The sequence below is a fragment of the Oceanibaculum pacificum genome, from assembly GCF_001618175.1.
Lineage (GTDB): Bacteria > Pseudomonadota > Alphaproteobacteria > Oceanibaculales > Oceanibaculaceae > Oceanibaculum > Oceanibaculum pacificum.
The window spans coordinates 103,341-126,935 of sequence record NZ_LPXN01000001.1; the positions used below are offsets into that span (position 1 = coordinate 103,341).

Genomic DNA, 23,595 nt, shown 5'->3' on the forward strand with positions numbered 1-23,595 from the left:
GTTTGGCCGCCAGCATCTCGATCACAGCGCACGCCGCTGACACGATCTCGATCGAGACCGCCTTCCTGTCCCCTGGTGCGATCGACAAGGTGCCGCCGCAGCGGGCTCAATCCCTGCCGGCGGTACTCGGTCAGTCCGATGTGCTGCTCTATCGGCGGATCTTCTCATTGCAGGAGCTCGGCCAATGGGCGGCGGCTGACCGCGAGATCGCGAAGCTGAAGAACAAGGTGCTGATGGGCCATGTGCTCTATCAGCGCTACATGCATCCGACCGCCTATCGTTCGAGCTATGAAGAGCTGCGCCGCTGGATGGAGGCCTATGCCGACCATCCCGAAGCCGTGCGCGTCTACGGCCTCGCGGTAAAGCGCAAGCCAGCCGGCGCGGCCGCGCCGGTCGAGCCGGTTGCCGGCTTTCTCGCCGGCAATGGCGAGGAGGCTTCGGCCGTCTTCGACCGCATCAATGTGAATGCCCGCGCCGCCGCCCTGACCCGGAACAAGAGCGCTGCCGACGATTTTCGCCGCATCTCCGAGCTGGTGCGCAAGGGCCAGCCGACCGCTGCGCTGAAACTGCTGGATGGCGAGCTGAAGGCCAAGGCCGGTCCGCTCGCCTTCGCCGTGGCGCAGGGCGAGGTGGCGGCCGGCTATTATCTTGCCGGCGACAATGAGCAGGCCTTGACCCTGGCGCGCGAGGCACTGCGCCGCACGGACGAGGAAGGCACCATGGCGGCATGGATCGGCGGCCTGTCCGCATGGCGCCTGAACAAGCATGACGAGGCGTCACGGCTGTTCGAGCGGGTGGCGATGGATTCCAGCAATTCCGGCTGGACCGTGTCGGCCGGAGCCTATTGGGCCTCGCGGGCGCATCTGGTCAGCCGCCGGCCGGCCGAGGCGACGCGCTGGCTGGCCCGCGCGGCGACTTTCCCGACCACTTTCTACGGCCTTCTGGCGCGCCGCGCGCTGGGCGTCGAAACCCCGGTCAACTGGACCGAGCCGACGCTGAGCGAAGCCGACATCCGCAACTTCCTGGCCATGCCGAATGCACGCCGCGCCCTTGCGCTGGTGCAGCTCGACATGATCGACATGGCGGAGTTGGAGCTGCGCAAGCTCTATCCCAAGCTCGATTCCTCGCAAGGTCCGGCGCTGCTGGCCATGGCCGGGCGCGCCAGCATGGCCGGCCTGGCGATGCGCCTGGCCAGCCGCTTGCAGACCGAGAGCGGCGAGCGCTACACCATCGGCCTGTTCCCGATGCCGCATTGGGAGCCCCCGGAGGGCTTCACCGTGGACCGGGCCCTGCTGTTCAGCATCATGCGGCAGGAATCCGGTTTCGATGCCCGCGCCAAGAGCGGCAGCGGCGCGCATGGCCTGATGCAGCTGATGCCGCAGACCGCCCGTTTCATCGCCACCGATGCCGAATATACTGGCGACCGCAGCGACCTGCTGGACCCGAAGCTGAACCTCACGCTCGGCCAGCGCTACGTCCAGCATCTGCTGGATCACGCCCCGTTCAACGGCAATCTGTTCCTGGTCGTTTCCTCCTACAATGCCGGGCCCGGCAATGTCGGCCGCTGGCTGAAGGAAGTCGATCACCGCGATGATCCGCTCTTGTTCATCGAATCCATGCCGTCGCGGGAGACCCGGATGTTTGTGGAGCGGGTGGTGGCCAATTTCTGGACCTACCGCATGCGCCTCGGCCAGCCCTCCCCCTCGCTGGAGCAGGTGGCGTCGGGTCAATGGCCGATGTATGAATCCTTCGAGACTTTGAAGGACAATGCCGCACAGGCGCAGCCGGCATCCCTGTCGCGCTGAACCGCGACTGCGGTTTCGCATCCGGAAGGCAATCCAATGGGCAAACTTGACGAGCGTATCCCGTTCGTGCCGGTGAGCATCGCCGTGCTGACGGTTTCCGACACGCGGTCCCTGGCCGAGGATCGTTCCGGCGACACGCTGGTGCAGCGGCTGGAGGCGGCCGGCCACAGGCTTGCCGACCGAAGCGTTGTGAAGGACGAGATCGCCGAGATCGTGGCGCAGCTCACCCGCTGGATCGACGACCCGGCGATCGATTGCGTGATTTCCACCGGCGGCACCGGGGTGACGGGCCGCGATGTGACGCCGGAGGCGTTCCAGTCGGTGTTCCAGAAGGAAATTCCCGGTTTCGGGGAGTTGTTCCGCTATCTCAGCTACCAGAAGATCGGCACCTCCACGGTGCAGTCGCGCTGCGTGGCGGGCGTGACGCGCGGCACCTATTTGTTCGCCCTGCCCGGCTCAACCGGCGCGGTGAAGGATGCCTGGGACGGCATCCTCCAGGACCAGCTCGATATCCGCCACCAGCCCTGCAACTTCGTCGAGCTGATGCCGCGCCTGCGCGAGCATGAGGGCTGGGGCAGGAAGGCTTAGCCCCGCCGCAGCCGCGCCAGGTCAGCGCCGGTATCGATATCCGCCAGCATCGCGGCATAGCCGACATCGCCCAGCTGCGCTTCGAGCAGGGCCGCCGTGTCCGCCAGGGCGTGCGGCGTCGACCAGCGCACGCCGGTCAGATCCGGCAGGCGCTGGCTGCGGCGAAAGCCGATCAGCCAATAGCCGCCATCCTCGGAGGGGCCCAGCACCGTCTCATGCCGTTGCAGCAGGCGGAAGGCATGGGCAATTGCGCCCCGGTCGATGCCCGGTATGTCGCTGCCGACCAGGATGACCGGGCCGGGCGGCAGCGCGGCGATGGCGGCGATCATCCGCCGGCCCAGATCGCCCTGCCCCTGGCCGACCCGCCGCCAGCCCGCCGGCCAGCCCGGATCGCCCACGGCGCTGTCCGGGCTCAGCGCCAGCCATCCGCGCCACCGGGGATCGCGCAGTCGCCGCAGCAGGCCGAAAAGCTGGCCACGATAGAAGCGCCAGGCCGCCACCGTGCCGATATCGCGCGCCAGCCGGCTTTTTACCCGCCCCTGGCGCGGCCGCTTGGCGAAGACGATCAGATGCGCCCTCATCGATACAGCCGGGCGATTTGCCGCGGCGAGACGCCGAGGAAGTAAAGCCCCAGGCAGCAGAGGTTGCGGCACACTCGGCGCATCGCCCCGTCGCGCCGGTAGCGCGTGGCCGAGGTGGTGGCGACGGCTTGCAATTCGACCAGCCGCGCCCGGCCGATGCGACGAACCAAATCGACATCCTCCATCAAGGGTAGCGGCCGGTAGCCGCCGAGCGCGCGATAAAAATCCTTGTGGATCAACAGCCCCTGGTCGCCATAGGGCAATCCCAGCGCCTGGCTGCGCCAATTGGCGGCGTCGGCGATGGCGCTGAAGGCCGGATCGTCGAAAGCCAGGCGGAAATAGCCGGCCCTGTCCCCCGCGCCGGCCATAAGATCCGCCGCCGCGCTAGGCCATCCGGGCGACAGCACGGTATCGGCATGCAGGAACAGCAGCCATTCTCCCGCAGCGGCGTCAGCACCGGCGGCGAGTTGGGCCCCCCGGCCGCCAGGCGCTGCGATTACGGTCGCCCCGGCTTGCCGGGCGATTGCCGGGGTCGCATCGTCCGACCCGCCATCGACCAGCAGGATATCGCCACCCTCCAGCGCCGTCAGGCAGGCCGGCAGGCTTGGGGCGGCGTTCAGGGCCGGGATCACGATCGTGAGGCTGGGCAGGGACATCGCTTTCCTCATAGCATGGATGCAGGGCCAGAATGCCACACAAGCCGGTGAGGAAATGGGCAAGCTGATCGACCTGATGGCGTTGCATGCGGCGCTGATCCGGCTGCCGGGTTTCGAATCGATTGCGCCGACAGCTTTGCAGCCCCTGCCGGAGCTGGGCCTGGCGCATGATCATGTGCGGATCGCCGGCACTACCTGGCTGCTGCGGGTGCCCCGGCAGAGCCAGTTCGGCTACACTGCCGCCGCGAATATGGCCTATCAGGAGGCCTGCTTCGACCGCTGCGCACCTAGCAACCATACGCCGAAACTGCGGGGCACACTACCGCCGCAGCCAGGCTTGCCGATGGGCGCGTTGTTGGTCGAGGCAATCGACGGAGCGTCCCTCGTCCTGCCAACCGATATGCCTGGTATAGCCGCCTGCCTGGCAGCCATCCATATGCTGGAAGTGCCGCCGGTAGAGCGCCGCAACCCCCTGGAAAATCATGCAGATACCGTTACCGGCACACTGGGTTTCATAGAGCGGCAGAGCGTGGTGCTGGCAACGGTTCTACCCCAAGGCGCGGCCCGCCGGCAGATCGAATCCGAGCTCGAATGGGCCCGTGGCTATGCCGCCGAGGTGGCTCGGACGCCGCAGCCGCTGACCCTGGTGCTAAGCGATACCCACCCCGGGAACTACCTGCGGCGACCAGACGGCAAGGTGATCTGCGTCGATCTGGAGAAGGCCCTGTATGGCGCGCCGGCGATCGATCTCGCTCATGCCAGCCTCTATACCTCGACCACCTGGGACCGGCTCAGCGCCGCTGCGCTCGCCCGGCCGGAGATCGAGGGGTTCTATCGGCACTACCTGTCGCTGGTCCCCGCTGGACTGGCCGAATCGCTGCGCCCCTGGCTACTGCCGATGCGGCGGTTGACCTGGCTGCGGTCTGTAACCTGGTGCGTCCATTACCGGGCGCAGTCCCTGAAAGCGCGTAATCGCGACAAGCTGCATGCCGTCTCGACCGAGGATTGGTCGCGCGAGGATGTCGATGCCGGTCTCATCGCGCATGTCGAGGATCGCGTGGCGGATTATCTGGCGGCCGAAACCATCGCCCGCATCCGCAGCGAGTGGGTTGGAGAGCGCCCGCTTAGTCTCTAGACTGGGCGCATGGCGGCAGAAATCATCAATCTGAAAGAGTTCCGCAAGAAGCAGGCGCGCCAGGAGAAGGAGCGCCAGGCGGCGGAAAATCGTACCCGTTTCGGCCGCACCAAGGCGGAGAAGCGAGCGGAAGCGGCCGAAAAGCAACGCCAGGAAGCGGAACTGGACGGCAAAAAGCGCGACCCGAAAACCTGAGTCAATGTTCTTGATTTGTTCTTATCATGAGCGTAGCCTCCGCCCATGGTCGATGAACGCCCCTCCATGCCGACAAAAGGCCGCGGCGCCGTGCGCAACGAGAGCGGCCGCTTCGAGCGCTATGGCCGAATCGCCATAGACGATGGCTGGCAGCGCGCGGCGGAGGAGGAGTTCCCCGACGAAAACCGCCCGGCCACCATCGTCGGGCTGGATACCAGCCGCACCATCATCAGCCACAATAACTCGCCGGATATTTCCTTCGACCGCTCGATCAACCCCTACAAGGGCTGCGAGCATGGCTGCATCTATTGCTATGCACGGCCGACCCACGCCTATCTCGGCCTGTCGCCGGGGCTGGATTTCGAGACCCGCCTCTTCGCCAAGCCGGATGCCGCGATGCTGCTGGAAAAGGAATTCCGGCATCGCAAGTACAAGCCGGCGGTGATCGCGCTGGGGGCCAATACCGACCCCTATCAGCCCATCGAGCGACAGCGCCGGATCACCCGTTCGATCCTGGAGGTGATGGATCGCTTCAACCATCCCTTCGGCATCGTCACCAAATCGGCGCTGGTGACGCGCGATATCGACATATTGGCGCGGCTGGCGGAACGGCGACTGGTCTCGGTCTTCCTCTCCATCACCACGCTGGACCGCGATCTCGCAAGGACGATGGAACCGCGCGCCTCGACCCCGCCGCGCCGGCTGGAGGCGGTTAAGCTGCTGGCCCAGGCCGGCATCCCGGTCGGTGTGATGGCCGCGCCGATGATCCCGGCGCTGAACGATCACGAGCTGGAATCGATTCTGGAAGCGGCGACCGAGGCCGGCGCCCTCTCCGCCTCCTATGTGCTGCTGCGGCTGCCGCTGGAGATCAAGGATCTGTTCGCCGACTGGCTGAACGCGCACCGGCCGGACCGGGCGAAACATGTGCTGTCCCTGGTGCGCGACACGCGCGGCGGCGCGCTCTACCAATCCGAATTCGGCAAGCGCATGCGGGGCGACGGGCCTTACGCACAGCTGCTGGAACAGCGCTACCGCGCCGCCGTCCGGCGGTATGGCCTGAATCGCCACCGGTGGAACCTCGACCTCACGCAGTTCCGCGTTCCGCCCGCGTCCGGCGATCAGTTGACGCTGCTCTGAGGCTGCCCCTATCCTGCCCCCAGATATCGAAGCTGAGCGGAGCGTCATGCCGCATCTGGAGTTGGAGCGCGCCGCCGGCGGCATTGTCGCCGGCATAGACGAGGCGGGGCGCGGGCCCTGGGCCGGGCCGGTGGTCGCCGCCGCCGTAGTGCTGGACGAAACCCGCCTGCCGCCCGACATCGCCGCCGCCATCGACGATTCCAAGAAGCTGACCGCAGAGCGTCGGCTGGCGCTCATCGAGGCGATCCGCTGCTGCGCCTGGATCGGCATCGGCGCCGCCAGCGCGGCGGAGATCGACCGGTTGAATATCCTTCAGGCAACCTACCTCGCCATGCAGCGCGCCCTGCGCCGGCTGCCGGTGGCACCCTGCCTGGCGCTGGTCGACGGCAATCGCGCGCCTGCCTTGCCCTGCCGGGTGCAGACGGTGATCGGCGGGGATGCGCTGTCCCTGTCCATCGCCGCCGCTTCCATCGTCGCAAAGGTGACGCGCGACCGGGCGATGCAGCGCCTCGATCTGCGCTATGCCGGCTATGGCTGGTCGACCAATGTCGGCTACGGCACGGCAGAACATCAGGCCGGCCTGGCCAGCCGGGGGCCGACGCGGCACCACCGGCAATCCTTCCGGCCGATTCAAATGCTTCTGGCTCCTGCTGTAGGCGACGCTTTAGCATAGTGCCGTAAGTACTTTAAACTTGACGGCGAATCCGGCTCGACTCAGAGTGGCCGCATGAGCCGGGACAAGAATCTTCCGCTCGACCAGATCCTGGTCGGCGACTGCATCGACTTGATGAACCGCCTGCCGGAGCGGTCGGTCGATCTCGTCTTCGCCGATCCGCCCTATAATCTGCAACTTGGCGGCGATCTACTGCGCCCGAACAATAGCCGGGTCGATGGCGTTGACGATGCGTGGGACCGGTTCGACGATTTCGCCAGCTACGACAAATTCACCCGGGAGTGGCTGAGCGCCGCGCGGCGCATCTTGAAGGATGACGGCGCGCTGTGGGTGATCGGCAGCTATCACAACATCTTTCGCGTCGGCTCGATCCTGCAGGATCTGGGCTATTGGATGCTGAACGACGTGATCTGGCGCAAGACCAACCCGATGCCGAATTTCCGGGGCCGGCGCTTCACGAACGCCCATGAGACGCTGATCTGGTGCGCCCGCAGCAAGGAACAGAAGCGCTACACCTTCAATTACGAGGCGATGAAGGCGCTGAACGAGGACCAGCAGATGCGCAGCGACTGGCTGCTGCCGCTCTGCACCGGTTCGGAACGGCTGAAGGATTCCGCCGGCAAGAAGGTGCATCCGACGCAGAAGCCGGAAGCGTTGCTCTATCGCGTGCTGCTGGCCAGCACCAATCCGGGCGAAGTGGTGCTCGATCCCTTTTTCGGCTCCGGCACCACGGGCGCGGTCGCCCGGGCGCTCGGTCGCCGCTATATCGGGCTGGAGCGCGACCTGGCCTATGCCGAGGCGGCGCAGAACCGCATCGCCGCCGTGAAGCCGATGACCGAGGCCGACATCGTGGCCTTGCGGGCCAAGCGCACCGAGCCGCGGGTGCCGTTCGGCACGCTGGTGGAACGCGGCTTGCTGAAGCCGGGCGAGGTTCTGTTCGACGAGCGCCGCCGCTGGTCCGCCCGGATCCGGGCCGACGGCACGCTGATCGCACCCCTGGGCCGCGATCTGGAGGGCGGGCGCGATGGCGACGGCAGCCAGGATGGCGGCGTGGTCGGCTCGATCCATTCTGTGGGCGCCGCCGTCCAGGGCGCGCAGGCCTGCAATGGCTGGACCTTCTGGCACGTCACCCGCGACGGCATGTCCCTGCCGATCGATATTTTCCGCCAGCAGATCAGGGCGGAGCTGGCGGGCGAATAATTACCGCGCCGACGGCTCCCGCAGCGGCAGTAGAATCAACAGGCCGATCAGGAAGAAGATGATAATCGTCGCCATGCCGGCGCGCTGGCTGTCAAACAGCAGGGTAACCCAGCCCAGCAGCATCGGCCCGGCCCAGGCGGTCGCCTTGCCGGACAAGGCGAACAGGCCGAACATCTCGGCCTCCCGGCCCTCCGGCGACAGGCGGGTCATCAGGCTGCGGCCTGCGGCCTGCGCCGGGCCGACGAACAGGCCCAGCGTCAGCGTCAAGATCCAGAACCAGCTGACGTCCTCGACCAGCAGCACCGGAATGCCGAAGCCGATCAGGCAGACCAGCGTGATCAGGATGGTGCGCTTCGGGCCGATCCAATCGTCGATCCAGGCGAAGATCAGCGCGCCCAGCCCGGCCGTGACGTTCATGGCGATGCCGAACTGAATGATCTCCGCGAAGCTCATGCCGAAAGTGCCGGCGGCGTAGATGCCGCCAAAAGCGAACAAAGTGGTCAGCCCGTCGACATAGAACATGCGCGCCAGCAGGAAGCGCAGGATCGGCTTGTACTGCCGGATTTCCGCCAGCAGCCGGCGCAGCTCCACGACGCCCTGGCGGACCGATGCCCCGATCCCCAGGCCGCTCTTCGGCCGGTCGGGCGTCCAGAGGAACATCGGCACCATGAAGGCCAGATACCACAGCCCGACCAGCAGCGCGGTGGCGCGCACCGGCTCCGCCGCGTCGGGGTCGAGGCCGAAGGGCGGTGGATCGGCTTGCACCAATCCGAACAGGGCGACGACCAGGCACAGCAGCCCGCCGCCATAGCCCGCCGCCCAGCCCCAGCCGGACAGCCGGCCGACCCGGCCGGGCGTGGTGAGGTCCGGCAGCATGGCGTTGTAGAAGATGCTGGCATATTCGTAGCCCAGCGCCCCCAGCGCCACCAGGATCAGCGCCAGCGGCACGTCGCCCGGATCGGGATGCACGAACCACAGCCCCATGCTGGCGGCGATGCTGAGCAGGCTGAACCACAGAATCCACGGCTTGCGCGCCCCCGCCCGGTCGGCGATCGCGCCCAGCAGCGGCCCGGTCAGCGCAACCGCCAGGCCGGCCAGGCCGGTCGCCTGACCCCAGAGGAAGGTGCCCTGCTCCGGCGATTCGGCCACGCCGCGGGTGAAATAGGCGGCGAAGATGAAGGTGGTGATAACCGTCGGATAGGCGTTGTTCGCCCAGTCGAACAGGCACCAGGAGAAGACGGCGCGGCGGCTGGGCTTGCCAGGTGGGCTGAAAGTCACAAGAGGCTATCCTAGCAACAGCGCCCGTATCTGCGCATTGGCGACGGTGAGCATGGCAAGGTCCACGCCGCCGGGTGTGCTGCGCAGATCGGCGAGCAACTGGGCGGCCTTGGCGGTCGCCTCCCCCTCTGCCTTGGCCCAGCTCTCGATGGCCTCGATATCCGGCGCCAGGGATTGCGCCTCGGCATAATCCAGCACTTTGCGGGTCAGGTAGGATTGGTGCTGGTACAGATCGTCCACCGCGCTGGTGATGGCGACCTTCTGCCAATGGGTGTCGACCGGCAAGTCGGCGGCGGCCAGACGCAGCCAGTCCAGCCCGAAGCGCGCGCCGACGGCGAAATAAATCCGCGCCACGTCGGCCACGTCGGCCTTCATCGTCTTGGCGTCGTCGGACCAGGCGATGCGCACGATATCCGGCGCGCTGGCCAGATAATCGACGGCGGCCACCTCGGTCGCCAGGCCGGGCGAGACGCCGCGTTCGCTGTAGGCGGCGGCGCGCTGCGTCAGCAGCTCCCGCTCCTCCGGCGACATCACGCGCTCCAGCGCGCTTTGCAGGGCGGCGATGCCGGGGCCGAAAGCGGCGATCGACTTCGCGATGTCCAGCGGCTGGTCGCCATGCGCCAGGAACCAAAGCGTGGACCGCTCGGTCAGGCGGCCCAGCTCCAGCAGCATCTCGATCTGGATGTCGGCCGGCACCTTGCCGTCCAACGCCTCGATCTCGGCCCAGCGGCCACGCAGGCCGAAGGCTTCGCGGCTGATGGTGTAGGCGCGGGCGATATCGCTGGCCGGGCGGCCGGTCTTCTCATGGATGGCGTCGACGAAGCCGCTGCCGACCCGGTTGACCATCGAGTTGGTGGTGACGGTGGTGATGATCTCGCGGCGCAGCCGGTGCTGGGCGATATGATCCTTATAGGTCTCGCGCAGCCGTTCCGGGAAATACCGGACCAGATCCTCGACCAGCAGCGGATCGTCCGGCAGGTCGGAATCCAGAAGATCGTTGTAGAGCGAGATTTTCGAGTAGGAGAGCAGGATGGCCAGTTCCGGCCGGGTCAGGCCCTGCCGGGCGGTGGCGCGGTCGGCCAGGGTTTCGTCGTCGGGCAGGAATTCGATCACCCGGTCCAGCTTGCCGGCGCGTTCCAGATGGCGCATCAGGCGGGTATGCCCGTCCAGCAGCTCCGGCGCCATCGCCTGTTCGATGCTGATCGCCTGGGTTTGCAGGTAATTATGCCGCAGCACATGGTCGCCGACCGCCTCGGTCATCTCGGTCAGCAGCTTGTTGCGCTGCTTTTCCGTCATGTCGCCGGCCTGCACCACACCGCCCAGCAGAATCTTGATATTCACCTCATGGTCGGAGCAATCGACTCCGGCGGAATTGTCGATGAAGTCGGTGTTGAGGCGTCCGCCGCGAATGGCGTATTCGATGCGCCCCCGCTGCGTCATGCCCAGATTGGCGCCCTCGCCCACGACCTTGGCGCGGATATCCAGGCCGTTGATGCGAATCGCGTCGTTGGCGCGGTCGCCGACCTCGGCGTTGCTTTCCAGTCGCGATTTCACATAGCTGCCGATGCCGCCGAACCACAGCAGATCGACCTCCGCCTTCAGGATCGCGTTCATCAGCTCGTTCGGCGTCAAGGTTTCCTGTGCGATGCCCAGTGCCGCGCGGGCCTCCGGGGACAGCTTCAGCGATTTCGCCTTGCGGTCGAACACGGCCCCGCCCTTGGAAAGCGTCTTGGCGTCATAATCGGTCCAGCTGGAGCGCGCCAGGTCGAACAGCCGCTGGCGTTCGGCCAGGCTGGCGACCGGGTCCGGGTTCGGATCGATGAAGATATGCAGATGGTTGAAGGCGGCGATCAGGCGGATGTGGCGCGACAGCAGCATGCCGTTGCCGAACACGTCGCCCGACATGTCGCCGACGCCGACCACGGTGAAATCCTCGGCCTGGATATCGCGGCCGATCTCGCGGAAATGCCGCTTCACCCCTTCCCAGGCGCCGCGCGCGGTGATGCCCATCTTCTTATGGTCGTAGCCGGCCGAGCCGCCGGAGGCGAAGGCGTCGCCCAGCCAGAAGCCGTATTCGATGGAGATCGAGTTGGCGATGTCGGAGAAGGTGGCCGTGCCCTTGTCGGCGGCGACGACCAGATAGGGATCGTCCTCGTCCAGCCGCACCACATGGCTGGGCGGCACGATCTCGGCGCCCTTCACATTGTCGGTGATGTCGAGCATGCCGCGCATGAAGATCTTGTAGCAGCCGATGACCTCTTCCATCAGCGCCTCGCGGCTGGCGTCGGCCGGCGGGCGCTTCACCACGAAGCCGCCCTTTGAGCCGACCGGCACGATGACGGCGTTCTTCACCATCTGCGCCTTCATCAGCCCCAGCACCTCGGTGCGGAAATCCTCCTTGCGGTCGGACCAGCGGATGCCGCCGCGCGCCACCTTGCCACCGCGCAGATGCACCGCCTCGACGCGCGGCGAATAGACCCAGATTTCCACCATCGGCCGGGGCAGCGGCAGCTCGTCGATCCGCCGGCTGTCCAGCTTGAAGGAGATATAGGGCTTGGGCAGCCCCTTCTCGTCCGGCTGGAAGGCGTTGGTGCGCAAGGTGACGTCGACCAGATTGACGAAGCGCCGCAGGATGCGGTCCTCGTCCAGATTGCCGACATCGTCCAGCGCATGGTCGATCTCGACCAGGATGCCGCGCGCCTTGGTGTGCGCATCGCGCTGATTCGCCGGGTCGAACCGGGTGGTGAACAGATCGACCGCCAGGCGCGCCACCGGCGCGTATTTCGCCAGCGTCTGCTCGATATAATCCTGGCTGAAGGTGAAGCCGGTCTGCTTCAGATATTTCGCATAGGCGCGCACGATGGTCGCCTGGCGCACGGTCAAGCCGCCGCGCATCACCAGCCGGTTGAAGCCGTCATCCTCCGCCTCGCCCAGCCACACGGCGGCGAAGGCCTCCTGGAAATTGGCCCGCACGCGGCCGATATCGATGCCCGAGCCATCGCCGGTCTGCAGGTAGAAATCGTGAATCCAGACCGGATGCTCCATGCCGGCCGGCTGCACCTCGAACGGCACCTCGCTGATCGCCCGCAGCCCCATATGCTCCAGCATCGGCAGAATGTCGGACAGCGGCACCGGCTGCCCGGCGCGGTAGACCTTGAAGCGCACCTCATTGTCGGCGGCCTCCATCGGCCTGTAGAGGTTCATCGCCAGCGGCGCGCCCTCGCGCAGCGCCTCGATGCGGTCGATGTCCAGCAGCGCCGATTGCGCGTTGAAGGCATCGGCGTAGCCCGGCGGAAAGGCGCGGCCATAGGTCTGGAACAGATGCATGCCCTGCTCCTCCCCCTTGGCGTCGACCAGCGCTTCGGACAGTTTTTCGGCCCAGGAGCGGCCAACCTCGATCAGCCGCTGCTCGACCTCCTTCACATCGTAGGGCGGGATCTGCCCCCGTGTCGTTTTGATAATGAAATGAATCCGCGCCAGCACGGAATCGGAGAGCTGGGTATAGAAGGCCGACAGCTTACCGTTGAAAATCTTCTCCAGAAGGCTCTGGATGCGGATGCGCAGGTCGGTGTTGAAATTGTCCCGCGGCACATAGACCAGGCAGGAGACATGCCGCTCGAACGGGTCGCGGCGCACGAACAGCGCGATGCGCTGGCGTTCCTGCAGGTGCAGGATGCCCAGCGCCATTTCGAACAGCTCGTCATCGCCGATCTGGAACAGCTCGTCGCGCGGGAAGGTCTCCAGGATATTGACCAGCGCCTTGCCGTCATGGCTGGCCGGCGGGAACCCGGCGCGGGTCAGGATGCGCGCCACCTTGCGGCGCAGCAGCGGGATATGGTTCGGCGGCTGGTTATAGGCGACCGAGGTGAACAGCCCGACGAAGCGATGCTCCCCCACCACCTTACCGGCGGCATCGAAGCGCTTCACGGCGATCGAATCCATATGCACCGGGCGGTGCACGGTGGCCAGCCGGTTGGTTTTCACCACATCGATGACCGAGGGCTGGAGCAGATAGTCGCGCACATCGTCGGGCAGCTTGCCCAGTTCGCGCATGCCGTCGAACACCCGCACCTCGGGGTCGCGCAGGATGCCCAGCCCGCTCTCCGCGATGACCTCGCGGGTGGCCTGCTTGCCCTTGCCCTCATAGGCATAGGCGCGGTAGCCCAGGAAGGTGAAATGACCATCCTCGACCCAATGCAGGAAATCGCCGGCTTCCGCCAGCTCGTCGGCCGGGCGGCCGGCGGGCGGCTGCTTTTCAATGCGCTCAATCTCGGCCAGCATGGTCTGGCGCATCCGCCGCCAATCCTCGACGGCGGCGCGCACATCGGCCAGCACGGCGCTCAAGCCGGTCTCGATGTCGCGCAGCGCGGCGGGGTTGGACTGCTCGGAGACTTCCAGCAGCATCACCGATTCGAGCAGGACATCGTCCTTCGGCTTCTTCGGCTTGGCGTCGGCGTCGATCAGCTCGACCAGCGCGCCCTTGGCGTCGCGCCGCACCGTCACGATGGGATGGATGACCAGATGCACGGTCAGCCCGCGCCGGGTCATCTCGGCGGTCACCGAATCGACCAGGAACGGCATGTCGTCATTCACGATCTCGATGACGGTGTGGCTGGAGCGCCAGCCATGCGATTCGAAATGCGGGTTGAAGGCGCGGACCTTCGCCTCGCCCGGCTTGCGCTGGGCGGCGAAACCCCAGATCGACAAGGCCGCGCCCAGGATGTTTTCCGGCTCGCGCTCAAGCAGATCGTCGGGCGGCACATTGGCGTAGAGCAGCCGCAGGAAGCGGTCGGCCTGGCCGGCCTGCTCCGCCTTCAGCCGGTCCCTGGCAAGCCGTGCGACGCTGTCGATGACTTCCTGTTTGCGGATTTCCAGCTTCCCGGACATGACCCCTCCCAGTCGGCGCCTTCGTGGCGGAGGGCGGTGGGCGCGGACGGCCCGCCGGCAGCCTCCTGGCGGCGCGGATGGCCTCACGCTAGCGCAAACCGGTCTGGGAAAGAAGCCACTGCTTTTTAGACAAAAGAAAACGGCCGGCGTCGCCGCCGGCCGTTCTTCCTTCGCAGTCCAGTGTGAGGCGCTGGCTTAGAAGGTCAGGAAGGTGCCGAAATACACCGCCAGGGCGTTGTCATCCGCGCCCGAGGCCGGCGTGGGGCTGAAATCGCCGAGGATCACGCCGCTGGCGAATTTGATGCCCTCGACCGGCGTGTAGGAGGCGGCGATGTCGAACAGCTTGGATTCCGCCCCCGCGCCCTCGTCCTCGCCATTGAAGTAGGTGACGCCGAAGCCGTAGGGCCCGGTCTCGTAGATGATGCCGGCGTCCCAGGCCTTGCCGTCATTGCTGCCGGACAGGCCGTTGTTCCACTTGGCGTAGGAGCCGCCGACGGTGAAGCCGGCGAAGCCGACATTGATGCCGAAGGAGTAGCTCTTATAGTCGTCATAGGTGCCGGTCGCGTCGTTCGCCCCCAGCGAGGCGAATTCATAGCCCGCAGACAGGCCCAGCTCGACCTCGCCGAATTCGCGGGTGTAGCTGGCGCCGAAGCTGAACCAATCCTCCTGCTCCCCGACCAGGCCCTTCGGCAGCACGCCGAAGCCCTGGGTGTTGCCCGAGGTGTTCGACACGTCCGGCACGTAGGACACACCGAACTGGAAGCCGGCGAATTCCGGGGTGAAGTAGGTGATCTTGTTGGCGTCGTCGGTCTGCACCAGATAGGTCGAGGTCGGCGCGCCGCTATTCTCGTAGGGCGCGAAGTTCGGCGTGTTCACGCCGATGCCGACATAGGGCGCCTGGTAGTGCATCAGATAGGCTGCGGTCTCGCGCGAGCCGAGCTGCACCTTACCGAAGCCGCCCTGCAGATACATGTAGACTTCGTCCATCGGCCCGTTGGTGTTGCCGGTATTGACGATCTCCAGCCGCGCCGAGAAACCGACCGTCAGGCCGTTATCCAGCGTGGTTTCGCCGTTGAAGTCCAGTTCCCCTTCGTGACGGAAAGCGACATCCTTCAGGTCGGTCGCGCCATCCTGGTCGGTATAGCTGACCACATTCTCGTAATAGCCGTTCACCGACAGCGCGATCGGATCGGCCGCCCGGGCGGGCTGTGCCGCCGCGACCACGCCAACCGCCACCAAGGCGGTGCTACCCAGAAGTAGCTGCTTCATCTGCTATGCCCCTCGCTCTAATACCCTGTTCCCAGCCCGCTCGATCCCCCGGGACATGCCCGACCGGATGACGGGATCGCTCATTGGTGCAATGCACTCATCCATCAAATTGCAATAAATATACCGCGTCAACTTGGTTCTTATTTCCTGCCAAGAATCTGTGCGGACTCGACATCAATATAGATCGGATGAGTATTGGGGTGGCAAAAGTCGGCCCAACAATTCATCAATTGGGCAAAATTTAGGCATCGCTAAAGCCCAGGCAAATTGGGCTTTGCGGCGCAAGTAATGATATGCGCGCAGAGAGAATGCAGGCGGGGAGTGCAGACGGGGCCCAGAAAAGCGAAAGGACCGGGCGAGGCCGGTCCTTTTCGAATTGGAGCGGGCGAAGGGATTCGAACCCTCGACCCCAACCTTGGCAAGGTTGTGCTCTACCCCTGAGCTACGCCCGCATTGGGTACGCCGAAAGCCGCAGGCCCTGGCGAGGCCGCGATAATACCCATTGCGACCTCCTTTGCAAGCGGTGAATCGCGGAAAAATTCCCGTGCATTTGCGGTTGAGGCGGCGGGGCCAGTTTGGCTAGGCTGGCGCCGTCATGAACAGCCATCCAATGGAGAGCGCGGCCCCGCCGCCGCCGACATCGCCCGAGCAGCTTCTCGCCTTCCTGGCCGAGCGCGGCATCAAGGTCGTGGAGCATCGCCATCCGCCGCTCTTCACGGTGGAGGATTCCAAAGCGCTGCGCGGCGACCTGCCGGGCGGGCATTGCAAGAATCTGTTCCTGAAGGACAAGAAGGGACAGATGTGGCTGGTGGTCACGCTGGAGGACCGGCAGGTCGATCTGAAGCGCCTGGACAAGGCGATCGGCGCGGCCCGGCTGTCCTTCGGCAGCGCCGACCGGCTGTGGGAGGCGCTGGGCGTGCGGCCAGGGGCGGTGACGCCGTTCGCCGCGATCAACGACCGCGCGGGCCAGGTGCGCGTCGTGCTGGACAGCGCCATGCTGGCGCGCGACCCGCTGAACTACCATCCGCTGGTGAATGACCGCACGGTGGCCATCCACCCCGACGATCTGGTCGCCTTCCTGCGCGCCACCGGCCACGAGCCGCTGATTCTCGACCTCGGCGACTGACGTTCGGGGTTCGGCCGGATTTAAGCTGCCATGTCGCCGCGCGGGGTTGTCAGTCTCGGGCGCAGCAGCCACATTTCCGGATATCCCGGCGGCGGCCATCGCGCCATCGCCCAACAGAGCTTCCGCGCCAGGCGGAAATCCAAGCACCAGGACCAGACACCATGGATATTCTGATCGGCGGCAACAAGTCCGGCGCGCCGGCCGGCGGACCCGGCGGCAACCCTTATGTGAAGGACAGCTCGACCGCGAGCTTCATGGCCGACGTGATCGAGCCGTCGCGCCAGCAGCCGGTCATCGTCGATTTCTGGGCGCCCTGGTGCGGCCCGTGCAAGCAGCTCGGCCCGGCGCTGGAGAAGGCGGTGGCCGAGGCCAAGGGCGCGGTCCGCATGGTGAAGATCAATGTGGACGAAAATCCCGAGCTGTCGGCGCAGCTGCGCATCCAGTCGATCCCGACCGTCTACGCCTTCTTCCAGGGCCAGCCGATCGACGCCTTCCAGGGCGCCTTGCCGGAAAGCCAGGTGAAGGCCTTCGTGGCGCGCCTGATCGAAGCGGCGGGCGGCGGCGCCGACGATGGCCTGGCCGAGGCGCTGGAGCAGGCGAAGCTGCTGATGGAGCAGGGCGAGGCCGGTCAGGCCGCCGCCCTCTATTCGCGCATCCTGCAGCATGATCCGGAGAATGCCGGGGCGGCGGCCGGCCTGATCCGGGCGCTGATCGCCGCCGGGCGCGTCGACCAGGCCAAGGCGATGCTGGCGCAACTGCCGCCCGAGCTGGCGAAGACGCCGGAGGTGACGGGTGCCGCCCAGGCGCTGTCGCTGGCCGAGGAGGCCGCGGCGGCGGCCGGCGAGCTGGCCAGCCTGCAGGGCAAGCTGGCGGCCAATCCGGACGACCATGAGGCCCGCTTGCAGCTGGCCCTGGCGCTCTACGCCACGGGCGACATGGAAGGGGCGGCCGACGCGCTGCTGGAGAGCATCCGGCGTAATCGGACCTGGAACGAAGAGGCGGCGCGCAAGCAGCTGTTGAAATTTTTCGAGGCCTGGGGGCCGACAGATCCGGTCACGGCCCTGTCGAGACGCAGGTTGTCCTCCATATTATTTGCATGAGCGATACAAGCTTCGACCTGAAATTCCAGGATTTGCCGGCGACTCTGCCGATTTTTCCGCTGCCCGGCGTGCTGCTGTTGCCGCGCGGCCGGCTGCCGCTGAACATTTTCGAGCCGCGCTATCTGGCGATGATCCAGGATGCGCTGGCCGGCGACCGGCTGATCGGCATGGTGCAGCCGAAGCCGGGCGCGACCAGCGATGTGGGGGCTGCGGAGATCTATCCGGTCGGCTGCGCCGGTCGGCTGAGCGCCTTCGCCGAGACGGATGACGGCCGCTATCTTATCACCCTGACCGGCCTGTGCCGCTTCACGGCGACGCAGGAGATCGCCACCATCCGCGGCTATCGCCGGGTGGCGGCGGATTGGTCCGCCTATGCGCAGGATATGGAGCCATGCTGCGCCTCCGGGCTGGATCGCGAGCGTTTCGAGGCGGCGCTGGCCAGTTACTTCCGGGTAAACGGCATGCAGGCGGATTGGGATACGATTCGCGAAGCGCCGGATGAGCGGCTGATCACCTCGCTGGCGATGATCTGCCCTTTCGCGCCGCCCGAAAAACAGGCATTGCTTGAGGCGGCCACGCTGGCCGACCGGGCGCAGGTCATCACCACGCTGGTCGAGATGGCGGTGGCCGAGGGTGGCGGCAACGCGCCGGCGCGGCACTGACGGCGCTTCGAGAGGATGAGGCAGGCGAGATGAGCGAGACGGATACCCGGCGCGGCGGCGGGGTCGATCCCAAGCTGCTGGAAATTCTGGTCTGCCCGCTGACCAAGGCGGGCCTGCGCTACGATGCCGATCGACAGGAGCTGATCAGCGACCAGGCGCGGCTGGCCTACCCGATCCGCGACGGCATCCCGATCATGCTGATCGACGAGGCGCGACAGCTCGCCGACGAGGAAATTCAGCGGCGATGAGCGACGGCTTCGACACCGAGCACTGGCCGACCGAGCTGAAGCTGCGCAAGGCGGAGAAGGCGCTGGAGGTCAGTTTCGACAATGGCAGGCAGTTTGTTCTGCCAGCGGAATATCTGCGTGTCGAAAGCCCCTCGGCCGAGGTTCAGGGCCACGGCCCGTCGCAGAAGAAGGTGGTCGCCGGGCGCGCCCATGTCGGCATCATGCGCCTGGAGCCGGTCGGCAATTACGCGGTGCGCATCATCTTCGACGATCTGCACGATACCGGCATCTTCTCCTGGCGGTATCTGTATGAGCTGGGCGAGCGCCAGGAAGAGCTGTGGGGCAACTACCTGAAAGCCCTGGAAAAGAGCGGCCTGTCGCGCGAACCGAAACGGCGCGGTTAGCGCGGGCCCTGCCCCAGCAGCATCCCCAGGCTGCCGCCCATCGTGCCCATGGCGTGGCGCATGAACAGATGCTTCAGCGGCGGCAGCCGGTTCACCGTGGCGAGGCCCAGCCGGCGCGCCAGCCGCACCGGCGCCAGATCGTTGGAGAATAGCCGGTTCAGCCCGTCCGTGGCGGCGATCAGCCCCAGCGTGTCGACCCGGCGCCGGCGCGCATACTCGTCCAGCAACGATTTGTCGCCGAGATCGAGGCCCAGCCCCTGCGCCTCGCCCAGTATATCGGCCAGGACCGCGATATCGCGCAATCCGAGGTTAAGCCCCTGCCCGGCGATCGGGTGGATGGCGTGCGCCGCATCGCCGATCAGCGCCAGCCGGTGGTCGGTCGTGCGCGACGCCAGCAGCAGCGACAGAGGATAGCTCCAGCGCCGGCCCAGCAGGGTCAGCCTGCCGTAATAATCGCCAAACCGCCTGTTCATTTCGATACTGAAATCAGCGTCGTCCAGCGCCAGCATGGCGGGGGCCAGTGCTTGCCGTTCGGTCCAGACGATGGAGGCGCGGTGCGGATGGCCGGGAATCCCGGTCATCGGCAGCAGCGCGAAGGGGCCGGCCGGCAGGAAACGCTCATGCGCGATGCCCCGGTGCGGCCGTTCCAGGCTGACCGAGCAGACAATGCCGGTCTGCGGATAATCCCAGCGGGTGGCACGGATGCCGGCGGCTTCCCGCGTCGGTGACTGCTTGCCGTCGGCGGCGACCGCCAAGGCGGCGCGGATTGTGCGCCCGTCCGACAGATGCGCGACCACGCGGCCGGCGCCGCGCTCCAGCCGCTCGACGGCGGCGGGCGCGATCACCGTCAGCCCCCCGGTTTCCCCGGCCGCCTTGGCGAGCACGCGGCGGGTGACCGTATTCTCGACGATCCAGCCCATCGGATCGCTACCGATTTCGCGATGGTCATAATGCAGGAACAGCCTGGAATCGCCGTCCGAGACGCGGATATCCAGAATGGGTCCGGCTTGCGCCGCCATATCCGCCCAAAGCCCGAGCGAGTCCAGCAGTTGCTGGGAGCCAAGCGCGATGGCGGAGCCGCGCCCGTCATAGGCGGCGTCGGTCATGATCTCCAAGGGCTGGCGGTCGATCACGCAGGCGGCGATGCCGCGCAACGCCAGCGCCCGGCCGAGCGTGAGCCCGACCAGCCCGCCGCCGATAATCGCCACATCCGCCTTCAACTCGTTTTTCATCGCCCCGACCCGGTTCCGGCTCGCCCTGATTATGCGGGTTAGTGTGGGTCGACCCCGTGCCGCTGTCCAGCGGACCGAGTGTCGCGCAATGGCGGCTAAAGAATGGGCGTTTTCCATTCATGTGATGAAAATTTATGCAATTTAGTGCCTGTCCAAAAGGCGCTTTCGCGTCGCCCGGGCAGGATAAGCCACAAAAAAGCCAGCTTTTCCGCAACGCAGCACAAACCGGCACAATTCTTGGATTGTATTGCGGGTCCGGTCGTGTGGCCGGGAGAGAAACCTGAAGGAAGGGGAGCGGGCGACATGAAGCTGGTGATGGCGATCATCAAGCCCTTCAAGCTCGACGAAGTGCGCGAGGCACTGACCGAGCTGGGCATCCAAGGCCTCACTGTAAGCGAGGTGAAGGGCTTTGGCCGTCAGAAGGGGCAGACGGAAATCTATCGCGGCGCGGAATATGCCGTGAACTTCCTGCCAAAGGTCAAGATCGAGGTCGCCGTGACCGACGATCTGGTCGAGCGGGTCGTCGAGGCGATCCAGAAGGCCGCGAATACCGGGCGTATCGGCGACGGCAAGATCTTCGTGGTGGAGATTGCCCGCGCCATCCGCATCCGGACCGGCGAAACCGACGCGGACGCGCTTTGAGGGATTGCGAGGAGGCAATGATGAAGGGGTTTAACAAGGGGCTCGCAAAGGCCGTCGGCACGCTCGCATTGATCGCAGCGCCGCTGGCCCTTATGGCGTCGCCCGCCAAGGCCGAAGTCTCCGAGGAGACGGCTTTTATCTTCAATACGTTTTCGTTCCTGATGTGCGGCGCGCTGGTCATGTGGATGGCCGCGGGTTTCGCCATGCTGGAATCGGGCCTGGTGCGGTCCAAGAACACCGCCACCATCTGCTTGAAGAACATCACCATCTACGCCGTCGCCGGCATCATGTACTACGTCATCGGCTACAGCCTGATGTATACCGACGTCAGCGGCTGGATCGGCTCGATCTCGTTCTTCTACAACACCTCGGACGCCGAGCTGGCGCTCCTGGGCGCCGACGAGCCGACGGCCGAGCAGGTCGCCGCCGTGGTCGAGAATGGCTATTCGGTGATGTCCGACTGGTTCTTCCAGATGGTGTTCGTCGCCACCGCGGCCTCGATCGTCTCGGGCACGCTGGCCGAGCGCATCAAATTCTGGCCGTTCATCATCTTCACCACCGTGCTGACCGCCATCCTCTACCCGATCCAGGGTTCCTGGACCTGGGGCGGCGGCTGGCTCAGCGAGATGGGCTTCAGCGACTTCGCCGGTTCGACCATCGTCCATTCCGTGGGCGGCTGGGCGGCGCTGGTGGGCGCCATCATCCTCGGCCCGCGCAAGGGCAAGTTCACCGCTGACGGCCGTATCGCGCCGATGCCGGGCTCGAACCTGCCGCTGGCCACGCTGGGCACCTTCATCCTGTGGCTCGGCTGGTTTGGCTTCAATGGCGGCTCGCAGCTGGCCCTCGGCTCGGCGCTGGACGCCTCGGCCATGGCCATCGTGTTCGCCAACACCAACCTGGCGGCCTGCGGCGGCGTCGTGGCTGCCTGCCTGCTGACCCAGCTGATGTACGGCAAGATCGACCTGACGATGGCCCTGAACGGCGCCATTGGCGGCCTGGTGTCGATCACCGCCGGCCCTGACCTGACCAATCACTTCTGGTCGATCGTCATCGGCGGCGTTGGTGGCGTGTTGGTCGTGGTCGCGGTCCCGCTGCTCGACAAGCTGAAGATCGACGATGTGGTCGGCGCCATCCCGGCCCATCTGGTCTGCGGCATCTGGGGCACGCTCGCGGTCGGCATCTTCGGCGCCGGCAGCCTGGTCACCCAGCTCACCGGCATCGTCGCCATCGCGATCTTCATGATCGTGACCAGCGCGATTTTCTGGCTGATCCTCAAATTCACCGTCGGCATCCGCGTGCCGGAGGAGGAAGAGGTGCTCGGTCAGGACAAGGTCGAGCTGGGCATGGAAGCCTATCCGGAGTTCGGCCGCTCCTAAGCTGCCGGAAGACGGGGTAAAACAGGGCCCGGGCGGGAAACCGCCCGGGCTTTTGTTTGTCCGCCGCCACTCACCTCAGAAAGACTCTGAACGAATCGCCTTAGCCTTCTGTATTGTCTTTATTTTGACCGCAGTTATAGTACGGCGGAGGGGGGCGTGGATCGTCCGCGCCCGATGTTGCGATTCTGCCAGGCGCCCATGTTCAACGACCGGCTCGACCCGCTCGCCGATTATCCGTTCCGCAAGCTTGCCGCCCTGCTCGATCCGATCCAGCCGGTCTGCAACGACGCGCCGGTCATGCTGTCGGTCGGCGAGCCGCAAAACCAGCCGCCCGCTTTCATCAAGGATGTGCTGAGCGAGAATGCGCATCTATGGAACAAATATCCGCCGGCGCTGGCCACCCCGGCCTACCGGCAGGCGGTCGCCGACTGGCTGACGATGCGCTACAAGCTGCCCGCCGGCTTTGTCGATCCCGACCGCAATATCGTTCCCGTGCCGGGCACGCGCGAGCCGCTGTTCATGCTGGCGCTGGTGGCCATTCCGCAGTCCAAGGGCGGCGGCCGGCCGGTGGTGCTGATGCCCAGCCCCTCCTATCACGTCTATCGCGGGGCGGCGATGGCCGCCAATGCGGAGAGTGTCTATCTGCCGGCGACGGCCGAAAGCAATTTCCTGCCCGACCCGGCGACAGTGTCGAAGGCGGTGCTCGACCGCACTGCGATCTGCTATCTCTGCACGCCGTCCAACCCGCAGGGCACGATGGGCGATCTCGCTTATCTGAAAAGCTGGATCAAGCTGGCGCGCGAGCATGATTTCGTGCTGGCGGTCGATGAATGCTACGCGGAGATTTACGATGTCCAGCCGCCGTCGGGCGCGCTGGAGGCCTGTGCGGCGCTGGGTGACGGGCCCTATGGCACGGCGATGGACAATGTCGTGGTGTTTCACTCGCTGTCCAAGCGCTCCTCCGCGCCGGGCCTGCGCGCCGGCTTCATGGCCGGCGACGCCCGGGTGATGGCGCGCTATGCCGAGCTGATCGGCTATGCCTGCACGCCGATGCCGCTGCCCATCGTCGCCGCCGCCACTGCGGTGTGGCGCGACGAGGCGCATGTCGCGGTGAATCAGAAGATGTATCGCGGCAATTTCGACATCGCGACCCGGCTGCTGGATGGCAAGGCGGGTTATTTCCGGCCGCAGGCGGGGTTTTTCCTGTGGCTCGATGTCGGCGATGGCGAGGCGACCTGCGCGCGGCTGTGGAAGGAGGCGGCGATCCGCACCATCCCGGGCGCCTATATGGCGGTGCCGGATGCGAAGGGCGTCAATCCCGGCGCGCCCTATATCCGCGTGGCGCTGGTCTACGACAATGACGTGACGGAGGAAGCGCTGGGCCGCCTGGCCCGCGCGCTTTAGGGCGACAGAGAGGAGGGG

General features: G+C 66.1%; 21 protein-coding genes and 1 tRNA gene. 15 read left to right on the forward strand and 7 right to left on the reverse strand.

All coding sequences use genetic code 11. From position 1 onward, the window contains the following. Positions 1 to 2 precede the first annotated feature (2 nt). Positions 3 to 1,805: a transglycosylase SLT domain-containing protein gene (locus AUP43_RS00520; protein WP_067551097.1), complete on the forward strand. Its 1,803-nt coding sequence runs from the start codon at positions 3 to 5 to the stop codon at positions 1,803 to 1,805. Positions 1,806 to 1,841: 36 nt separating this feature from the next. Beyond that, positions 1,842 to 2,393, forward strand: coding sequence for a molybdenum cofactor biosynthesis protein B (gene moaB, locus AUP43_RS00525; protein ID WP_067551100.1), 552 nt, complete (start codon positions 1,842 to 1,844; stop codon positions 2,391 to 2,393). Here moaB and AUP43_RS00530 read toward each other — a convergent pair. Both AUP43_RS00530 and AUP43_RS00535 read right to left on the reverse strand, forming a co-directional pair. After that, positions 2,390 to 2,974: a TIGR04282 family arsenosugar biosynthesis glycosyltransferase gene (locus AUP43_RS00530; RefSeq protein WP_067551103.1), complete on the reverse strand. Its 585-nt coding sequence runs from the start codon at positions 2,972 to 2,974 to the stop codon at positions 2,390 to 2,392. The two genes, moaB and AUP43_RS00530, sit on opposite strands and share 4 nt — an antisense overlap. Next, positions 2,971 to 3,630, reverse strand: coding sequence for a TIGR04283 family arsenosugar biosynthesis glycosyltransferase (locus tag AUP43_RS00535; protein ID WP_067551106.1), 660 nt, complete (start codon positions 3,628 to 3,630; stop codon positions 2,971 to 2,973). The genes AUP43_RS00530 and AUP43_RS00535 overlap by 4 nt, the downstream gene beginning before the upstream one ends. On the opposite strand from AUP43_RS00535, the gene AUP43_RS00540 reads away from it, so the two are divergent. The 5 genes from AUP43_RS00540 to AUP43_RS00560 all read left to right on the forward strand — a co-directional run bounded on the left by AUP43_RS00540 (position 3,611) and on the right by AUP43_RS00560 (position 7,970). Next, positions 3,611 to 4,765 carry a phosphotransferase gene (locus AUP43_RS00540; protein ID WP_157089163.1) on the forward strand — a complete coding sequence of 385 codons (1,155 nt, stop codon included), beginning with the start codon at positions 3,611 to 3,613 and terminating at the stop codon, positions 4,763 to 4,765. The genes AUP43_RS00535 and AUP43_RS00540 overlap by 20 nt on opposite strands. A gap of 9 nt (positions 4,766 to 4,774) precedes the next feature. Continuing rightward, positions 4,775 to 4,960 carry a DUF4169 family protein gene (locus AUP43_RS00545; protein ID WP_067551112.1) on the forward strand — a complete coding sequence of 62 codons (186 nt, stop codon included), beginning with the start codon at positions 4,775 to 4,777 and terminating at the stop codon, positions 4,958 to 4,960. A 66-nt stretch (positions 4,961 to 5,026) separates the two neighbouring features. Continuing rightward, positions 5,027 to 6,097: a PA0069 family radical SAM protein gene (locus tag AUP43_RS00550; RefSeq protein WP_232314839.1), complete on the forward strand. Its 1,071-nt coding sequence runs from the start codon at positions 5,027 to 5,029 to the stop codon at positions 6,095 to 6,097. Positions 6,098 to 6,143: 46 nt separating this feature from the next. Beyond that, the gene (locus tag AUP43_RS00555; RefSeq protein ID WP_067551118.1) at positions 6,144 to 6,770 is read left to right on the forward strand and encodes a ribonuclease HII; all 627 of its coding nucleotides are present in this window, start codon (positions 6,144 to 6,146) and stop codon (positions 6,768 to 6,770) included. A 54-nt stretch (positions 6,771 to 6,824) separates the two neighbouring features. Then, positions 6,825 to 7,970, forward strand: coding sequence for a site-specific DNA-methyltransferase (locus AUP43_RS00560; protein WP_067551121.1), 1,146 nt, complete (start codon positions 6,825 to 6,827; stop codon positions 7,968 to 7,970). Here the strand turns inward: AUP43_RS00560 and AUP43_RS00565 are convergent, their stop codons facing one another. From AUP43_RS00565 to AUP43_RS00580, 4 genes are all read right to left on the reverse strand, one after another. After that, entirely contained in the window at positions 7,971 to 9,248 is a 1,278-nt protein-coding gene (locus AUP43_RS00565; RefSeq protein ID WP_067551124.1) for an MFS transporter, read from the reverse strand. 6 nt (positions 9,249 to 9,254) lie between these two features. After that, positions 9,255 to 14,135: an NAD-glutamate dehydrogenase gene (locus tag AUP43_RS00570; protein ID WP_067551127.1), complete on the reverse strand. Its 4,881-nt coding sequence runs from the start codon at positions 14,133 to 14,135 to the stop codon at positions 9,255 to 9,257. A 195-nt stretch (positions 14,136 to 14,330) separates the two neighbouring features. Beyond that, on the reverse strand, positions 14,331 to 15,404 hold the full coding sequence (locus AUP43_RS00575) for a porin (protein ID WP_067551130.1): 1,074 nt from the start codon (positions 15,402 to 15,404) through the stop codon (positions 14,331 to 14,333). 377 nt (positions 15,405 to 15,781) lie between these two features. Continuing rightward, positions 15,782 to 15,856, reverse strand: a tRNA-Gly gene (locus tag AUP43_RS00580). 143 nt (positions 15,857 to 15,999) lie between these two features. Here AUP43_RS00580 and AUP43_RS00585 point away from each other — a divergent pair. The 5 genes from AUP43_RS00585 to AUP43_RS00605 all read left to right on the forward strand — a co-directional run bounded on the left by AUP43_RS00585 (position 16,000) and on the right by AUP43_RS00605 (position 18,923). Then, positions 16,000 to 16,530 carry a prolyl-tRNA synthetase associated domain-containing protein gene (locus AUP43_RS00585; RefSeq protein WP_067551133.1) on the forward strand — a complete coding sequence of 177 codons (531 nt, stop codon included), beginning with the start codon at positions 16,000 to 16,002 and terminating at the stop codon, positions 16,528 to 16,530. Positions 16,531 to 16,691: 161 nt separating this feature from the next. Continuing rightward, positions 16,692 to 17,630, forward strand: coding sequence for a thioredoxin (gene trxA, locus AUP43_RS00590; RefSeq protein WP_067551137.1), 939 nt, complete (start codon positions 16,692 to 16,694; stop codon positions 17,628 to 17,630). Beyond that, a complete protein-coding gene (locus tag AUP43_RS00595) occupies positions 17,627 to 18,292 on the forward strand; it encodes an LON peptidase substrate-binding domain-containing protein (RefSeq protein ID WP_067551140.1) in 666 nt (221 codons plus the stop codon). The genes trxA and AUP43_RS00595 overlap by 4 nt, the downstream gene beginning before the upstream one ends. A gap of 29 nt (positions 18,293 to 18,321) precedes the next feature. Continuing rightward, entirely contained in the window at positions 18,322 to 18,540 is a 219-nt protein-coding gene (locus AUP43_RS00600) for a Trm112 family protein (protein ID WP_067551144.1), read from the forward strand. Next, on the forward strand, positions 18,537 to 18,923 hold the full coding sequence (locus AUP43_RS00605) for a gamma-butyrobetaine hydroxylase-like domain-containing protein (protein WP_067551147.1): 387 nt from the start codon (positions 18,537 to 18,539) through the stop codon (positions 18,921 to 18,923). Before AUP43_RS00600 ends, AUP43_RS00605 begins: the two co-directional genes overlap by 4 nt. On the opposite strand, the gene AUP43_RS00610 is transcribed toward AUP43_RS00605, so the two are convergent. Further along, a complete protein-coding gene (locus AUP43_RS00610; protein ID WP_067551149.1) occupies positions 18,920 to 20,155 on the reverse strand; it encodes a UbiH/UbiF/VisC/COQ6 family ubiquinone biosynthesis hydroxylase in 1,236 nt (411 codons plus the stop codon). The two genes, AUP43_RS00605 and AUP43_RS00610, sit on opposite strands and share 4 nt — an antisense overlap. 303 nt (positions 20,156 to 20,458) lie before the next feature. On the opposite strand from AUP43_RS00610, the gene glnK reads away from it, so the two are divergent. The 3 genes from glnK (at position 20,459) to AUP43_RS00625 (ending at position 23,577) form a co-directional block, all read left to right on the forward strand. After that, the gene (gene glnK / locus AUP43_RS00615) at positions 20,459 to 20,797 is read left to right on the forward strand and encodes a P-II family nitrogen regulator (RefSeq protein ID WP_067551151.1); all 339 of its coding nucleotides are present in this window, start codon (positions 20,459 to 20,461) and stop codon (positions 20,795 to 20,797) included. A gap of 17 nt (positions 20,798 to 20,814) precedes the next feature. Continuing rightward, the gene (gene amt, locus AUP43_RS00620) at positions 20,815 to 22,173 is read left to right on the forward strand and encodes an ammonium transporter (protein WP_067551153.1); all 1,359 of its coding nucleotides are present in this window, start codon (positions 20,815 to 20,817) and stop codon (positions 22,171 to 22,173) included. 156 nt (positions 22,174 to 22,329) lie between these two features. Then, positions 22,330 to 23,577: an aminotransferase class I/II-fold pyridoxal phosphate-dependent enzyme gene (locus AUP43_RS00625; protein ID WP_322096341.1), complete on the forward strand. Its 1,248-nt coding sequence runs from the start codon at positions 22,330 to 22,332 to the stop codon at positions 23,575 to 23,577. Positions 23,578 to 23,595: the final 18 nt, after the last annotated feature.

Bases quoted from the DNA above. Each gene is read 5' to 3' on its own strand.
- AUP43_RS00560 (WP_067551121.1), top strand. From the start codon at position 6,825: ATGAGCCGGGACAAGAATCTTCCGCTCGACCAGATCCTGGTCGGCGAC.
- AUP43_RS00600 (WP_067551144.1), top strand. From the start codon at position 18,322: ATGAGCGAGACGGATACCCGGCGCGGCGGCGGGGTCGATCCCAAGCTG.
- glnK (WP_067551151.1), top strand. From the start codon at position 20,459: ATGAAGCTGGTGATGGCGATCATCAAGCCCTTCAAGCTCGACGAAGTG.
- AUP43_RS00585 (WP_067551133.1), top strand. From the start codon at position 16,000: ATGAACAGCCATCCAATGGAGAGCGCGGCCCCGCCGCCGCCGACATCG.
- AUP43_RS00545 (WP_067551112.1), top strand. From the start codon at position 4,775: ATGGCGGCAGAAATCATCAATCTGAAAGAGTTCCGCAAGAAGCAGGCG.
- moaB (WP_067551100.1), top strand. From the start codon at position 1,842: ATGGGCAAACTTGACGAGCGTATCCCGTTCGTGCCGGTGAGCATCGCC.
- AUP43_RS00610 (WP_067551149.1), bottom strand. From the start codon at position 20,155: ATGAAAAACGAGTTGAAGGCGGATGTGGCGATTATCGGCGGCGGGCTG.
- AUP43_RS00555 (WP_067551118.1), top strand. From the start codon at position 6,144: ATGCCGCATCTGGAGTTGGAGCGCGCCGCCGGCGGCATTGTCGCCGGC.
- AUP43_RS00605 (WP_067551147.1), top strand. From the start codon at position 18,537: ATGAGCGACGGCTTCGACACCGAGCACTGGCCGACCGAGCTGAAGCTG.
- AUP43_RS00550 (WP_232314839.1), top strand. From the start codon at position 5,027: ATGCCGACAAAAGGCCGCGGCGCCGTGCGCAACGAGAGCGGCCGCTTC.
- trxA (WP_067551137.1), top strand. From the start codon at position 16,692: ATGGATATTCTGATCGGCGGCAACAAGTCCGGCGCGCCGGCCGGCGGA.
- AUP43_RS00530 (WP_067551103.1), bottom strand. From the start codon at position 2,974: ATGAGGGCGCATCTGATCGTCTTCGCCAAGCGGCCGCGCCAGGGGCGG.
- AUP43_RS00595 (WP_067551140.1), top strand. From the start codon at position 17,627: ATGAGCGATACAAGCTTCGACCTGAAATTCCAGGATTTGCCGGCGACT.
- amt (WP_067551153.1), top strand. From the start codon at position 20,815: ATGATGAAGGGGTTTAACAAGGGGCTCGCAAAGGCCGTCGGCACGCTC.
- AUP43_RS00575 (WP_067551130.1), bottom strand. From the start codon at position 15,404: ATGAAGCAGCTACTTCTGGGTAGCACCGCCTTGGTGGCGGTTGGCGTG.
- AUP43_RS00535 (WP_067551106.1), bottom strand. From the start codon at position 3,630: ATGTCCCTGCCCAGCCTCACGATCGTGATCCCGGCCCTGAACGCCGCC.
- AUP43_RS00570 (WP_067551127.1), bottom strand. From the start codon at position 14,135: ATGTCCGGGAAGCTGGAAATCCGCAAACAGGAAGTCATCGACAGCGTC.